The sequence below is a fragment of the Leptolyngbya sp. ST-U4 genome (assembly GCF_039962215.1).
In the GTDB taxonomy this organism is placed as follows: Bacteria; Cyanobacteriota; Cyanobacteriia; order Elainellales; family Elainellaceae; genus Leptolyngbya_A.
Map to the genome: position 1 here is coordinate 545,207 of NZ_JAMPKZ010000001.1, position 12,774 is coordinate 557,980.

Here is a 12,774-nt window from a genome sequence, read left to right on the forward strand (position 1 = left end):
TGAAATGGTTAAACGGCTGAGACGGCGATCGCCTTTCGATTCCGTCCTATGACCTGCTCAATAATATCCGCTGCCCGGCGCACCCCTCCAGCCTGTTCGATCGCCTGCTGAATTCGTCGGGCATTTTGGCGATAGACCGGTTCGGTTAAAACCTGCTGAATCGTGGCTTTGAGCATTGGCACATCAAGTTGATGCGGCGCACTTCCTCGTAAGGAGTAATCGACCGGCATAACTTCGCCTACGCCCGTCCAGCGAATGCGTGCCCCAGTTCCGGGCTGCTCAAACGTGATCGGAATTGCGACGATCGGCACTCCGTGGCTGAGCGAATCCAGTACCGTATTTAATCCGCCGTGGGTAATGGTTAGACTTGCCTGGGCAATCACATCAAACTGGGGGGCATATTCGACGACAATTACCTTATCGGGGGAAGTGCTTCGCATCGGCTCTCCAAAAAGCTCTGCGATCGCGGTTTCGCTCATGCCGCCTCCGTGAGCAATCACAAGCTGCACATCGAGTTCGGCACAGGCAGCCGCAATCTGACGAAAAATTTCCTGCTTGGTGTTTTGAATGCTGCCCAGCGACGCAAAAATCAGCGGTTGTCCTGTCAAACGATGAAACGGAAACGGCACAGCGCGGGGAGACGGATTGCGAAACGGTCCCAGATAGTGAACATGTGGCGGCAAATCAGGACAGGGAAAATCAAAGGCGACAGGCTGCTGACACAGATGCGCCAATCGAGCGCGAGACGCATAAAGCTGGCGATAAGGCGGCAACTGCCACTGCTCTCGATAGCGATTAATCGTCTGCAAAATCGGCTGAGACTGGCGATCGAAAATCCAGTAAGCCAACTGGTTGCGGAGTTTTGCCCAGGCTGCCAGATTGTAGCTCCAGCCCATGAAAAAAGGCGGCATCTCGGCACGACGATGAATGAGCTGACCGCAGCTCACGCACACAAACGGTAGTCCCATCGCTTCGGCGATCGTCTCCCCCACAATCTCAAGCTGATCCACAATCAAAAATTCGATTCCGGCAGCAGCGATCGCAGCAGGAGCATCTTCACACAAAATCGTGGCGATTTCAGCGCAAAACGTAACCGACTGTTCCAGTGCCGGGATACCGCTTAGCGTTGCAAGCTGCTGTATTGTCTTTGCCAGCATTCCGGGCTGATAGCGAGAGCCGATTGGCGCAAACTGCAAGCCCTCCGATCGCACCTTGAGTTCCAGATCGGGGATTTGCAGCATAGTGACCTGATGCCCACGAGCCTGTAGCTCTCGTCCTAGCGCAGCATGGGGATTAAGATGACCGGACAACGGAGGGCAAATAATACCAAAGTGAGTCATAGCCAGGTGAATCAATTGGAGATTAAAGGGGATTAAATCAAAAACAATAAAAGACGCTCGCGCTTAATCAGGAGGAAACTCTTGAATAAATGCATCTGCATTAAGCCGCAGCTTACCGTCAGCAATTTGTATTTCTTGGACGGTGAGAAATAGCCCTTTTTGTTCAAAGTCCTTTAGATTCAAAAGCCGATCGAGGCTGGCAATCACGTCAGAAGCCCAGCTTGGATTTGACTGCTGAGAAGACGGATGAGAAGAAAGTGAATGCTGCCAGACAATTCCCTGTTTGGATTTCTGTTCTGAAGGGGGCAATGCCATTAACACGATCGATTCTGTTTCATCAGACAAGGGATTCGGCTTGAGTTGAATCGTGATTGTATTATTAACCAGTGAGCAGCGAACAGGTGAAGTGATTTGATTCAATTGAGGAGAATTTTGCGCGATTGCTTGGTTAAGCGCAGTGGTCAGATCGTTCTCGTTAATTACAACGCTCAGCTTTCCCTGCGAAGGATGCAGCAGTTTGATCTGTCCCTTCAGCGCACTTAGGGGTTTCACCGTCACCGCACCGATATCAAGCTGAAATGCCTCGGTCTTCAAGTTTCTAGACAGCACTAATCTCTCGATCAAGATGACGATCGCATCAATTTGCCCCTTTGCCAATTGCTTCAGTGTTGCTGCAATATTAACGCTGAGGTCAACGTCCTGCTTTAACTGACTGGCGATCGCGATTTCAGCAATGCGATTAATGGCCTGCTGCGAAAAACGACTGGATTCCCGCTTCATGCTGTTTGCCTCACACCCTCTGAATCCCCATTTCCTAGAGAAATGAAGACGCCGCTTGAACCTTTGTCGATCGTAAATTAAGCAATTTCTCACCATTTCTCGTCTGCCGGAAGAACAGGTTTGAACCGCCGAAAAAGTAAACTTTAATGAAGCTCTGCTATGCAGCGAGTGCTGAAAGTTGTGCTTCTTTGGCTTCTGCCAACAACAAACGACCCATTTGCTCCCCCGACCCATTTTCTTTTGCAGCTCCCCCTTGACTCTCCACCCGACTGGAGCCTTCAGGATAGAAGTGGGAGTTCAAGTCATGCCGATCGAGCTTTCCTGAAGCAGTGATTTGACCTGAATCGAAGACTTTTTTAGTGGAGACAAAATCATGACCCTACAATTTACGGTTCCCGATATGGCTTGCTCTGCCTGCGCAACGACAATCACAAATGCGGTAACAGCGATCGATCCGGGTGCAAAAGTGGCGGCTGATCCAGCAACCAAGCAGGTGAATATCGAAACTGCAGCCCCAGAAACGACTGTGAAAGCAGCGATCGTCGCCGCAGGCTACACCGTTAACTAATCCGTTTCTCATTCCTTACTAACTTCTAAAACGTTCAAGCGACATTCCACAACGATGGATATGCTGATTGTCCTGGGGACAAGCGCGGCGTACTTTTCTTTGTTATTTGTCACGCTGTTTCTGTTTCTTTTTACCGTTCAGAAACTCGTTTTCCAGGGGTATGATAAAACGTCTGCGATCGCCATCGCTTGTGTTCTCCTCGGTTGTCTCTTGGCAAGTTGCGCTAAAAGACAAACCTCCCAGGCAATTCGCAAGCTGATTGGCAGGGCGATGAAGTGATCGGTGGGCAAATTCAGCCGCAAAAGTGCATCCTGACCCGACTTGTAGATTTCTGTGGAGTAAAGAATCATGCGATCGAAACTCATTTTAATGACCGCAACTGCCCTCACCACCCTGATGGGCTGTGCAATGCCCGAACAAAATCAGGCTCAGCAGATGGATCATTCCAACCACTCCCCGCAAATGCAGGCTCAGGGCGGGAATGCTCACAATCAAATGATGCACGAAATGCAGGTGAGCAGCGAGCAAGACTACCTGACCCAAATGATCCCGCACCATCAGGAAGCGATCGACTCTGCCAAAATCATGCTGGAGCGCAGCGATCGTCCTGAAATGAAGCAGTTTGCTCAAGAAGTGATCCGGGTGCAGTCCACAGAAGTTCAGCAAATGCAAAAGTGGCTGAGCGAATGGTATCCCGGACAGCCAACCCAGGCAAACTATCAGCCGATGATGGGCGATCTAACCCAGCTTCAAGGAGACGCGCTCGATCGAGCATTCCTTGAAGGCATGGTCATGCATCACAAGGGAGCCGTAACGATGTCGCAACAGCTCCTTAGCCAAAATCTAGTGAAGCACGAACCCGTCCGCCCCTTCGCCGAACAGATTGCCTCCAGCCAGCAGCAGGAAATTCAGCAGATGCAGGCTTGGCTGAAAGAATGGTTTGGCGCAAGTAGCATGACGCACCACTAATCCAATTAACTTTGGATGCGATCGTCCTACTGCGGCAGAAAATTTGAATCTAAAACCTGTTCGATCGGGTGGGCACTCGGCAGGAAACACGGGGCGAGGCAGATTGGTTTCTAGTGACGCGTTACGCTGCGCTAACACATCCTACGTCACCGTAAATTAAATTAGCAATCGCCCCTACTGTACTCTGCTATTCACTGGCATCGTCTCCGGCACATGGACAAAATGATTCGGATGGGTTGCGGTTGGCGAGGGGTAGGGCTGATGCAGGCGGATAAGCTGTGCCAGGGTTTTCTTGAGCTGAGTGCGGGGGACGATCGCATCCACAAAGCCGTGAGTCAGCAGATATTCCGAAGTCTGGAAATCGTCGGGCAGCTTTTCGCGCAGGGTTTGTTCTACGACGCGCCGCCCCGCAAAGCCGATCGTTGCACTGGGTTCTGCCAGGATCACATCGCCCAGCATGGCAAAGCTTGCCGTCACGCCGCCCGTCGTGGGGTGGGTGAGAACCGGAACGTACAGCAGCGCAGATTCCCGGTGTCGCTCCAGGGCAGCAGAGATTTTTGCCATTTGCATCAGGCTCAGCATTCCTTCTTGCATTCTGGCTCCGCCCGACGCGCAAATAATCATGACTGGCAGCCGTTCGCGGGTCGATCGCTCGATCATGCGGGTCAGCTTTTCGCCCACCACCGATCCCATACTGCCGCCCATAAAGCGGAAATCCATCACGCCCAAGCCGATCGGCAGACCGTCGAGCTGTCCCAGTCCGGTTTGAACGGCATCGGTAAGCTTAATCCGCTCCTGGGTTTCTCGCAGTCGATCACCATAGGATTTTCGATCGCGGAACGACAGCGGATCGGTTGGCAAGATTTGGGTATCCAGCGGTTTCCAGGTTCCTGGATCAATAAGTTGGTAAATGCGTTCTTCGCTAAAAATTCTTAGGTGATGACCGCACTCGGCGCAGACCATTTGATTTGCCCGCAGGTCCTTGGTATAGGTCAGAACGCTGCAGTCAGGGCATTTACTCCACAAGCCGTCTGCGATTTCGCGCTCCTGTCGCTCCGTGTTCGTCGAACCCGATTTTCGTCGATTGGCAAACCAGTCAAATAGAGACATTTAGCTTCTCAAACGCTTTCTTCAAGGTTTTCTTCGATGGGGCTGAGCAGGAAGAGAGCAGTCCACTGATCCTGAACGCGGACTTGCAGCGTAAAAGGCACACCACAACCCCAGTGCGGCATTGCCCGGTCAAACACAAGGCGAGTCGGAATGCCCTGAGCTTCTAGCATTTGCTGCATTAGCTCCGCCTCCCACTGCGTACTGGCTGTTCTTAGCGTGATCCAGTTCACAGGATAATCCTATCAAAGCAAAAACACCAGAGATTCTATCGTCGCACGATTTGACTCCGATGAGACACGAGGACGATCGAGCAGGATTGAAGCGACAGTACCAGAAATAGCAACTAGTAATAAAGTGTATTACGCCAGTTCAGCCTCTTTTGTTCCTGCTGTTTTGGTCCTCTACTGCTTTAGCTTTAGCAGATCTTCCAGGGCAGCCAGTAGTTTGATGCGAACGCTAAGGATTTCGAGACGATCATTCAACTCAAACAACCACCTGACATTCACCCCAAACAAAGGCGTTTGCACCTTGCCTGCCACTTGAACTTCGATTTCGCCCGTTTCCGTCAGGTTCTGAACGCACTGCCGCGCCTCGATCGTCATTCCCTGCGCTTCCTGGTTCAGATAAGCAGCAATGGCATCCGGTCCGACTACAGCCGATTCAAACGGAGGATACAGCGCACCTTCTGGGGCAAAAAGTCCTGCGATCGCGGCAAAGTTTCCTGTGTTAAACGTCTCAAAATACTGCTGAATAACGGCTTCTGTCTCACGGTCGATTTGGCTCTCAGGCTGAGCATCGGTTTGATCAGGTTGATCAGGGGTAAGCATCGGCTGTGCAGTATCTGGATAGGTCTGGTCAGCAGTAACTTGATCAGCAGGGCTAACGCGATCCATGCGGTTCTCCATTCCTTTCTGAAAAATTTGAGGTCGGAAAAATTCGAGGGCAAGAGTCTTAGAGGATGTTTGAGCAGTGGGAAAAGTTTTACACCCCCTAAAGCCCGTCAACCTTAGGGGACTTTGAATCCCTAAAGCAGGCTCGGTTCCCCAAGAAGTGGCGTTAGGGAGCAGTCCGGGTAACGGCAATGAATTCTCAAACAGCCCGATCGAAATTTTGTTTTTCTGATCAAACGCGATTGAGCGACTGCAAACATCCTGCCTTCGAGGGAAACCTGTCGATCAAGAAATAAGCGGAGCAGGCATTCACCCACCCCGCTGGATTAAGCAATTGGTTTGCTGAACAATGCGCCGGAGCTTAGTCAGCCAGCGGATCAACGCCCATATTAACCACGGTGTTTCGTAGGACGGTAATTTGCTGACCCATATCGAGCTGCTTGATCATCTCCAGCACTGATCGCCCTGCCTCAGAAAGCTGGTAGCCCGCAGGCATGGGAGCCACTGTGCCCTGCACCATCATTTCGCCTAGCTGATACCAGAAAGCCAGCTTAGTGTTGACGCTGAGAACCCCATAGGAGCGGCTGATCGGGGTGTTTGCGTTGCTTGCCAGATCGCGCATAACTTGAAGCTGGTCGTCGTAAGCCATTTTCTTGATCTGTGCCAGAATGCCCTCTGCAAACTGGAGCCGTGCAGCACCCGGAGCGGCAGGCGTGATCGATCGTCCCATTTCCGTATAGGCATACCAGAGCACAGCAAGCTGGTCGTCAACGGTGAGCTGCTTAAACTGAGCAGTGGTTGCGGTAACGGGATCCGCTAGATTGCTTGATAAGTAAGGGTTGGAAACGATAGAGAGACGAAAATCTGTGCTGTAAGTCATAGTGCTTATCTACAAGAGTGCTTGTTTGCAAGAGTGGCTGCGATCGCTCCTAATGGAGCTGAGCTGTGAATTTGCAGTGAGTTTGCAGTAAATTCGTTCAGCGATCGCCGAATCGTTTTCGTATCTCAAGTTCTAGAAGGGAGTGAACGAGTCCTGAGAACTAGTCTTAAATGGGTTCCTCAAATCGATTCCCCATTTCAACCTCCCGAATTGCTGCTCTGGACAATACTGGTTCCAGACGATACTGGTTCTGAACCACACCGATTCCGAACCATACTGGCTCCAAAGTTGAACTTGAGATTTGGACTCAAGAGAAGAACTCTTGCGTACTCACCTCTACGCATATATTGCACGAATTGTTTACAAAACGCAAACAATATTTACAAACGTCTACAGCTTCATTCTCCAATAGTGAGTGGATTCAATTGGGTTAAGGAAGGATGGTTAAGGAAGGAAAACCACTGGTTTGTAGCTTTTCCAGAACCAATAACAGCAGGAAATCCCTGAAGGCAACAGACTGAGCGTCGCGATCTTGAGGCATAGCGCGATCGTGAGCCATACATAGAACAGCCCTGCAAATCGGGGAGCCGCCTCATGGCAGTCATGCGGGGGCAAGTTTTTTGTGGGCTTCGGATACTACTGCTGGATACTGCTGTTTGTTTCTGGACAGACGTGGGAACACTGCCACTCAAGCACACCATTGGACATCTCCCGGTTTTATTGCCGGGATTTTTTGTGGGAAATTTTTAGAAGGAATTCGGAGGGGAAACGATCGCCAGGGAAAGAGGAACCTACCACAAAACCTATAATAAGAAACGGACAATTCCCCAGTTCATTTCTCTTTTCTGATTCAGCACGCTCTGATTTCACAAACCATTTCACAAACCTATGACTGATTCTCTCCGTCGCTATCACATCACCACGTTCGGCTGTCAGATGAACAAAGCTGATTCCGAGCGGATGGCAGGCATTTTAGAAAACATGGGGTTTGCGTGGTCAGAGTCTCCCGATGAGGCAAACGTTATCCTCTACAACACCTGCACAATTCGGGACAACGCCGAGCAAAAAGTTTATTCCTACCTGGGCAGGCAGGCAAAGCGCAAACACGAACAGCCTGACCTGACGCTGATTGTGGCAGGCTGCGTCGCTCAACAGGAAGGAGAATCGCTGCTGCGTCGCGTTCCTGAACTGGATCTCGTAATGGGACCACAGCACGCCAATCGTCTGCAAGATTTGCTAGAGCAGGTGTTTGCCGGAAATCAGATTGTGGCAACCGAGCCTGTCCATATTTTTGAAGACATTACCAAGCCGCGCCGCGATAGTGCCGTGACTGCCTGGGTGAATGTAATCTACGGCTGTAATGAACGCTGCACCTACTGCGTAGTTCCCAATGTGCGGGGAGTGGAGCAGTCTCGTACTCCAGAGGCAATCCGCGCAGAAATGGAGGAGCTAGGACGGCAGGGCTACAAAGAAGTGACGCTGCTGGGGCAAAACATCGACGCTTACGGACGCGATTTACCGGGAGCGACCGCAGACGGGCGGCATCTGCACACGCTCACCGATCTGCTCTACTTTGTGCATGACGTACCGGGAATCGATCGCCTCCGATTTGCCACCAGCCACCCTCGCTATTTCACTGAACGGCTGATTCGTGCCTGCGCTGAGTTGCCTAAGGTGTGCGAGCATTTCCACATTCCGTTTCAGTCGGGCGATAACGAGGTGCTGAAGGCAATGTCACGCGGCTACACCCATGAAAAATATCGCCGGATTATCGACATGATTCGTCGCTATATGCCCGATGCTGCCATTAGCGCAGATGCGATCGTCGGCTTCCCTGGCGAGACAGAAGCACAGTTTGAGAACACGCTGAAGCTCGTCGAAGATATCGGTTTCGATCAGCTCAATACGGCTGCCTACTCGCCCCGCCCCGGCACTCCCGCCGCCCTGTGGGACAATCAGCTTTCTGAAGACGGGAAAGCCGATCGCCTGCAACGTTTGAATCATCTGGTGGCAACCAAAGCGGCAGAACGATCGCTGCGCTATGGCGGCCGCATCGAAGAAGTCCTGGTGGAAGAACCCAATCCCAAAGATTCAGCGCAGGTCATGGGGCGGACACGCGGCAATCGACTCACTTTCTTTGAGGGCAATATCGAGCAGTTGCGGGGTCAGCTTGTGCAGGTCAAGATCACTGAAGCACGCGCATTTAGCCTCACCGGGGAGATCGTCCCGCAAGGGGAACGCCTGGGGAATGTTCAGCCAGCTTGTGTTTAAGGGTCTGGCTCAGTAGCTGACATTCCGCAGCTATACTTTGGGAGATACGAATTTCATTCTGTGATTCACCTCTCATGTCTGCCTTACCGCCCCGTCGCCCGAAACACCTGTCCCTCGGACCCCTCGAAACCGAGATTCTAGAAATTCTGTGGGAGCTTGGCTCGGCCACGGTGAAGGAAATTCACGATCGCATTCTCACTGATCCCGATCGTGAGCTTGCCTATGCCTCTGTCACAACGGTTTTGCGGCGGCTGAGCGAAAAGGGCTGGCTGGTCTGCGATCGGCAGGATCGAGCCTTCCAGTGGCGACCGCTTGTGTCTCGGAGCGAGGCGCAGATGTTTCAGGCACACGATCAGCTTCAGCGATTTTTAGCAGTAGGCAATCCTGATGTGGTCGCTGCCTTTGCCGATCAGCTCGATTGTGCCAGCATCGAAAAGCTAGATGCCATTGCCCAACGGTTAAAAGCAGCCCGCCAAGCCAAGGAGGGAAACTGATGCACTTTTTGCTGACAGGACTGGCGATCGGGATCGGTTTGCTGCTGCGCTGTGGTTCTGTTCCGGGCGAAGGCAATTGGGCAACGCGCTGGCAATTTGCCCTGACTCGGTTGATTCTGCCACCGCTGCTGCTCTTGACGATGAGTGGGGCAGTGGTATGGATGGGCATGGATGGGGCAATGCTGGGCTTTTCCACGGGCTGGATTGGCTATCTGTTTTCGATTGCCGTTGTCGGATTTGCGCTGCTCACGCTGTTCTACCGGACGTGGCAAGGCTGGCGATCGGCGCAGCAGGTTCAATGCTACCCCTGTGAAGCCGTGGCTCAAACGAGCGGTCATCTGCTTGAAACCGAGATTCCGTTTGCAGCGCAGGTAGGCTTCTGGCGATCGAAACTCGTGGTCAGTCGCGGCTTATTGAATCAGCTCAACTCCGAACAGCTCGAAGCCGTCCTCACCCATGAGCGGGCACACGCCCACTATCGCGATACTTTCTGGTTTTTTTGGCTGGGCTGGTTAGAACAAATCACCTTCTGGCTGCCCCAAACCGAAGCCCTCTGGCAAGAACTGCTGCTGTTGCGAGAACTGCGGGCAGACGCTTGGGCAGCTCAGCGCGTTGATCCGATCGTCGTTGCAGAATCTCTGCTGCAAATTGTCCAGAACATCCAAACTCCGTTTCCCACCCTACAGGCAGGCTTCAACACTGATCTAACGCTCGATCGTTTGGAAGAACGAATCGAGGCATTGCTCTCTCCTGATCAGCAGATAGGGCGTCAGGGGCGATCGTGGCTCTGGCTGGGACTGGGACTGCTACCGCTGCTAACGCTGCCGCTTCACGTCTAAGTTCATTAGGGTTAATGGGCTGCTAACGGCTCCTGGACTCGATCGCGTTAAAGGCAAAGCGATCGGAGAAACGCTGATCACTCCCCGCGTTTACACTACAAACTTTGGCGTTGCTGCAAACCTTGGTTTATCTCTTCAGGCGGCTGAGTTTGAAGCAATGTGGGCAGAGACGTGAGCAGACTACAATCTTAATCATTGCGGATGCGATGCTACTTTTGAAAAATTCCGGGAACAAATTGACGGCAAAACTCGACAAAGATCTGTTCACTATCTAAAGCGATCGAGTGTTTCTGAATCTTCAGGATTTCTGCCGTTTAAAGAACTGTCTCGTAAGCTAAAAAATCGAAATCTTGTCCTGGCTGAAATGTTTCATTTGATAGTACGAGATGAAGCTCGCCCTGCTGGATTTTTCAATAAACCGATGGAAGATTTCAACCGCACGCTTGACCTGGGCTATTTCACAAAAGCCCGCAGCGACACCTTCTTCCCGATCGATTGGATTATTTACACGGTTGCTCGCAGTTTTTCCGCCGCCTGTATCACTGCGCTGACTTGAACTTAAAGCGCATGGCGATCGAGCAGGCAGACTACCCCAAATGGCTTAAATCGCTGCGAAAGTTGCTTCCAGTGGGCGATCGGTGGTCATTTGCTCCGGTTCTATCTACTTGCATCCAAAAACACAAAAGCATTAAAAGGAACAGTTCGGTAAAAAATAACTGTTAACGATCTACAGGCTGCCAATAAAGCAGCGTCTATCTAAAGGCGGACTTTGGAGGCTGTATTAATTACACCCTTTTATTGCTGTTTCTACAGAGATAAGAATTGTATTACAGTCATTAAACTGTCCTAATTATTTAAATTAAAACTGTAGTTTGTTTATACAAACCTTTGGTTCTTCTCTTTGGTTCTTCTAAGTAGTCAACACTTAAAACATACTCAGAATAGGCCCTTTGCCAGAGGGTTTATAGCGAGAAGCAAGAGATTCATTCTTTCGATAGACAAATAAAAGAACGGGCTGTTTTATCGTGTCTTAATAGGAGCGAAGGCAGTGCTATAGTCCTTAACTTCCAAGAGAAGGAAAGATGTTTCTGCACTGCAAGCTGATAACAAAGAAGACTTCCTTTGTTCATTCTTCTAGGCTACTTCAGCGGCTGACTTGCCATTAATTCTGTCAGCAAACCTTTTCTGCTCATCCTGGTTCATGAGCGGATTTCACACATATTCAGCAACTTTTCTTGAGGAACGTTTTATGTATCAGAAGCGCGATCGAATGGCGGTGAAGAAGCTGCTTAGCTTTGTAGGACTTTTGAGTGCAGGTGTGTTAGTCAGCCTCCCAGCACTGGCACTGGGGCAGTTAAATGAAGCTCCGTCTCATGCTGATGAAAGTCAGCTCATCGCTACTGGCGGTGGCGGCGGTGGTGCTGGTGGTGGTGGCGGCGGTGCTGGCGGCGGCGGTGGCGCTGGTGGCGGCGGTAATAGCGGCGGCGGTGCTGGCGGCGGTAACAGTGGCGGCGGCGGTGGCGATAGCAGCACTGGTGGCGGTGCTGGCGGCACGGCTGGCGGTGACAGCGGCGGTGCTGGTGGCAGCAGTGGCGGCGGCGGTGGCGGCGGTAGCGCTACTGGTGGCGGTGCTGGTGGCAATGCTGGTGGTGACAGCGGCGGTGCTGGTGGCAACAGCAGTGGCGGCGGTGCTGGTGGCAACAGCAGTGGCGGCGATAATGGCGGTGTTGGTAGCGATGGCGATGGCTCATCCGATGGCACTGGACCCAACGATCCGCGGGGCGTTTTCAACAATCCCAGCAATATTCCTTCCCAGTCCAATCCTAATGTACCAAACTCCAACTCACCGGATTTTGGCACCCAAAACCGGACCAATACGGGTGGTTCGTCCAGCGGCTTCGGTTCTGGCTCAGGGGCAGGTGGCACGACGACCTCTCCCAGCACCATTACTCGACCCGGTACGACAACTCCCGGAACAAATGGTACGTTCAACAACGATACTCGCCGGGTTGTCCCTGAGCAAAACCCCACTACCGGAACTTCGGGTACATCTGGCACAGGGTTCGGTACAGGCACAGGCAGTACAGGCACGAGCGGCACAGGTCTGGGTACAGGCACGGGCAGCACAGGTGTAACTCGCCCGGCGGCTCCAGTTCGCGGTCTGTGGTAATTCGGGCTAGTAAAAGCTGAATAGAGGATTGGTAGCAACTGTTTCCTTGATTCAGCTTGCTCGTCATCTACCTGAAAGGGGGCTTTGCCCCCTTATTTTTTGTGAATATCTTTTTTTGAATATCTAGGTGGGCTGCACGCTGTACCCAGGTACTTCGCAGTTGCCCGAAGGGTAATCGCTAATTTCCTGCCCGATCGCGTCAGGAAGTGGGTAGACGACGAGCGGGTTTGAATGCTGCTAAAACTTACGATTGTGTAAATAAGATAAGCAGTCAGAAGCAGAAAACCGAATTTGTTGTGTTTAAAGTTGACAAAAACGATGATCGCAGCGCAATAAAAGATAAGAAAGTGGTTGAGCACTCTTCATGGCAGCTTGAACTAAGGACAAGCACGCTTTAATTAGTTGATTTCCTAGATTTAGCAGCCTTTCCACCGATCGTCTCCAACAGAGTTATTCTACGGTT

At 51.7% G+C, this 12,774-nt stretch carries 14 protein-coding genes and 1 pseudogene; 8 read left to right on the plus strand and 7 right to left on the minus strand.

Annotation, left to right across the window (positions count from 1 at the left end; genetic code table 11):
- Positions 1 to 8: 8 nt before the first annotated feature.
- Positions 9 to 1,340: a nucleotide disphospho-sugar-binding domain-containing protein gene (locus NDA02_RS02340; protein ID WP_190790806.1), complete on the minus strand. Its 1,332-nt coding sequence runs from the start codon at positions 1,338 to 1,340 to the stop codon at positions 9 to 11.
- Positions 1,341 to 1,403: 63 nt separating this feature from the next.
- The gene (locus NDA02_RS02345; RefSeq protein ID WP_190790805.1) at positions 1,404 to 2,120 is read right to left on the minus strand and encodes a DUF2993 domain-containing protein; all 717 of its coding nucleotides are present in this window, start codon (positions 2,118 to 2,120) and stop codon (positions 1,404 to 1,406) included.
- 373 nt (positions 2,121 to 2,493) lie between these two features.
- On the opposite strand from NDA02_RS02345, the gene NDA02_RS02350 reads away from it, so the two are divergent.
- Complete coding sequence (locus tag NDA02_RS02350) at positions 2,494 to 2,688, plus strand: heavy-metal-associated domain-containing protein (RefSeq protein ID WP_190790804.1); 195 nt, start codon at positions 2,494 to 2,496, stop codon at positions 2,686 to 2,688.
- A 137-nt stretch (positions 2,689 to 2,825) separates the two neighbouring features.
- Here the strand turns inward: NDA02_RS02350 and NDA02_RS02355 are convergent, their stop codons facing one another.
- Complete coding sequence (locus NDA02_RS02355; RefSeq protein WP_190790803.1) at positions 2,826 to 3,038, minus strand: hypothetical protein; 213 nt, start codon at positions 3,036 to 3,038, stop codon at positions 2,826 to 2,828.
- On the opposite strand from NDA02_RS02355, the gene NDA02_RS02360 reads away from it, so the two are divergent.
- Complete coding sequence (locus NDA02_RS02360) at positions 3,037 to 3,657, plus strand: DUF305 domain-containing protein (RefSeq protein WP_190790802.1); 621 nt, start codon at positions 3,037 to 3,039, stop codon at positions 3,655 to 3,657. The two genes, NDA02_RS02355 and NDA02_RS02360, sit on opposite strands and share 2 nt — an antisense overlap.
- Positions 3,658 to 3,831: 174 nt before the next feature.
- On the opposite strand, the gene accD is transcribed toward NDA02_RS02360, so the two are convergent.
- From accD to NDA02_RS02380, 4 genes are all read right to left on the minus strand, one after another.
- Complete coding sequence (gene accD / locus NDA02_RS02365) at positions 3,832 to 4,767, minus strand: acetyl-CoA carboxylase, carboxyltransferase subunit beta (RefSeq protein ID WP_190790801.1); 936 nt, start codon at positions 4,765 to 4,767, stop codon at positions 3,832 to 3,834.
- A gap of 8 nt (positions 4,768 to 4,775) precedes the next feature.
- Positions 4,776 to 4,997: a hypothetical protein gene (locus NDA02_RS02370; RefSeq protein ID WP_190790800.1), complete on the minus strand. Its 222-nt coding sequence runs from the start codon at positions 4,995 to 4,997 to the stop codon at positions 4,776 to 4,778.
- 171 nt (positions 4,998 to 5,168) lie between these two features.
- On the minus strand, positions 5,169 to 5,672 hold the full coding sequence (locus NDA02_RS02375) for a nuclear transport factor 2 family protein (protein WP_242067200.1): 504 nt from the start codon (positions 5,670 to 5,672) through the stop codon (positions 5,169 to 5,171).
- A gap of 346 nt (positions 5,673 to 6,018) precedes the next feature.
- On the minus strand, positions 6,019 to 6,537 hold the full coding sequence (locus NDA02_RS02380) for an orange carotenoid protein N-terminal domain-containing protein (protein WP_190790799.1): 519 nt from the start codon (positions 6,535 to 6,537) through the stop codon (positions 6,019 to 6,021).
- A gap of 594 nt (positions 6,538 to 7,131) precedes the next feature.
- On the opposite strand from NDA02_RS02380, the gene NDA02_RS02385 reads away from it, so the two are divergent.
- The 6 genes and pseudogenes from NDA02_RS02385 (at position 7,132) to NDA02_RS02410 (ending at position 12,276) form a co-directional block, all read left to right on the plus strand.
- Complete coding sequence (locus NDA02_RS02385) at positions 7,132 to 7,287, plus strand: hypothetical protein (protein WP_190790798.1); 156 nt, start codon at positions 7,132 to 7,134, stop codon at positions 7,285 to 7,287.
- A 138-nt stretch (positions 7,288 to 7,425) separates the two neighbouring features.
- The gene (miaB, locus tag NDA02_RS02390; RefSeq protein ID WP_190790797.1) at positions 7,426 to 8,808 is read left to right on the plus strand and encodes a tRNA (N6-isopentenyl adenosine(37)-C2)-methylthiotransferase MiaB; all 1,383 of its coding nucleotides are present in this window, start codon (positions 7,426 to 7,428) and stop codon (positions 8,806 to 8,808) included.
- 74 nt (positions 8,809 to 8,882) lie between these two features.
- Entirely contained in the window at positions 8,883 to 9,302 is a 420-nt protein-coding gene (locus NDA02_RS02395; protein WP_190790796.1) for a BlaI/MecI/CopY family transcriptional regulator, read from the plus strand.
- Complete coding sequence (locus tag NDA02_RS02400; protein WP_190790795.1) at positions 9,302 to 10,141, plus strand: M56 family metallopeptidase; 840 nt, start codon at positions 9,302 to 9,304, stop codon at positions 10,139 to 10,141. Before NDA02_RS02395 ends, NDA02_RS02400 begins: the two co-directional genes overlap by 1 nt.
- A gap of 61 nt (positions 10,142 to 10,202) precedes the next feature.
- A pseudogene (locus tag NDA02_RS02405) lies at positions 10,203 to 10,655 on the plus strand (ferritin family protein); the annotation flags it as partial.
- A gap of 844 nt (positions 10,656 to 11,499) precedes the next feature.
- A complete protein-coding gene (locus tag NDA02_RS02410) occupies positions 11,500 to 12,276 on the plus strand; it encodes a hypothetical protein (protein WP_190791324.1) in 777 nt (258 codons plus the stop codon).
- The last annotated feature ends 498 nt before the right edge of the window (positions 12,277 to 12,774 follow it).

Excerpts from the sequence above, each read along its gene's own strand:
- NDA02_RS02340 (WP_190790806.1), bottom strand. The coding sequence starts at position 1,340 with ATGACTCACTTTGGTATTATTTGCCCTCCGTTGTCCGGTCATCTTAAT.
- NDA02_RS02345 (WP_190790805.1), bottom strand. The coding sequence starts at position 2,120 with ATGAAGCGGGAATCCAGTCGTTTTTCGCAGCAGGCCATTAATCGCATT.
- NDA02_RS02350 (WP_190790804.1), top strand. The coding sequence starts at position 2,494 with ATGACCCTACAATTTACGGTTCCCGATATGGCTTGCTCTGCCTGCGCA.
- NDA02_RS02360 (WP_190790802.1), top strand. The coding sequence starts at position 3,037 with ATGCGATCGAAACTCATTTTAATGACCGCAACTGCCCTCACCACCCTG.
- NDA02_RS02355 (WP_190790803.1), bottom strand. The coding sequence starts at position 3,038 with ATGATTCTTTACTCCACAGAAATCTACAAGTCGGGTCAGGATGCACTT.
- accD (WP_190790801.1), bottom strand. The coding sequence starts at position 4,767 with ATGTCTCTATTTGACTGGTTTGCCAATCGACGAAAATCGGGTTCGACG.
- NDA02_RS02375 (WP_242067200.1), bottom strand. The coding sequence starts at position 5,672 with ATGGAGAACCGCATGGATCGCGTTAGCCCTGCTGATCAAGTTACTGCT.
- NDA02_RS02380 (WP_190790799.1), bottom strand. The coding sequence starts at position 6,537 with ATGACTTACAGCACAGATTTTCGTCTCTCTATCGTTTCCAACCCTTAC.
- NDA02_RS02385 (WP_190790798.1), top strand. The coding sequence starts at position 7,132 with ATGGCAGTCATGCGGGGGCAAGTTTTTTGTGGGCTTCGGATACTACTG.
- miaB (WP_190790797.1), top strand. The coding sequence starts at position 7,426 with ATGACTGATTCTCTCCGTCGCTATCACATCACCACGTTCGGCTGTCAG.
- NDA02_RS02395 (WP_190790796.1), top strand. The coding sequence starts at position 8,883 with ATGTCTGCCTTACCGCCCCGTCGCCCGAAACACCTGTCCCTCGGACCC.
- NDA02_RS02400 (WP_190790795.1), top strand. The coding sequence starts at position 9,302 with ATGCACTTTTTGCTGACAGGACTGGCGATCGGGATCGGTTTGCTGCTG.
- NDA02_RS02410 (WP_190791324.1), top strand. The coding sequence starts at position 11,500 with ATGAAGCTCCGTCTCATGCTGATGAAAGTCAGCTCATCGCTACTGGCG.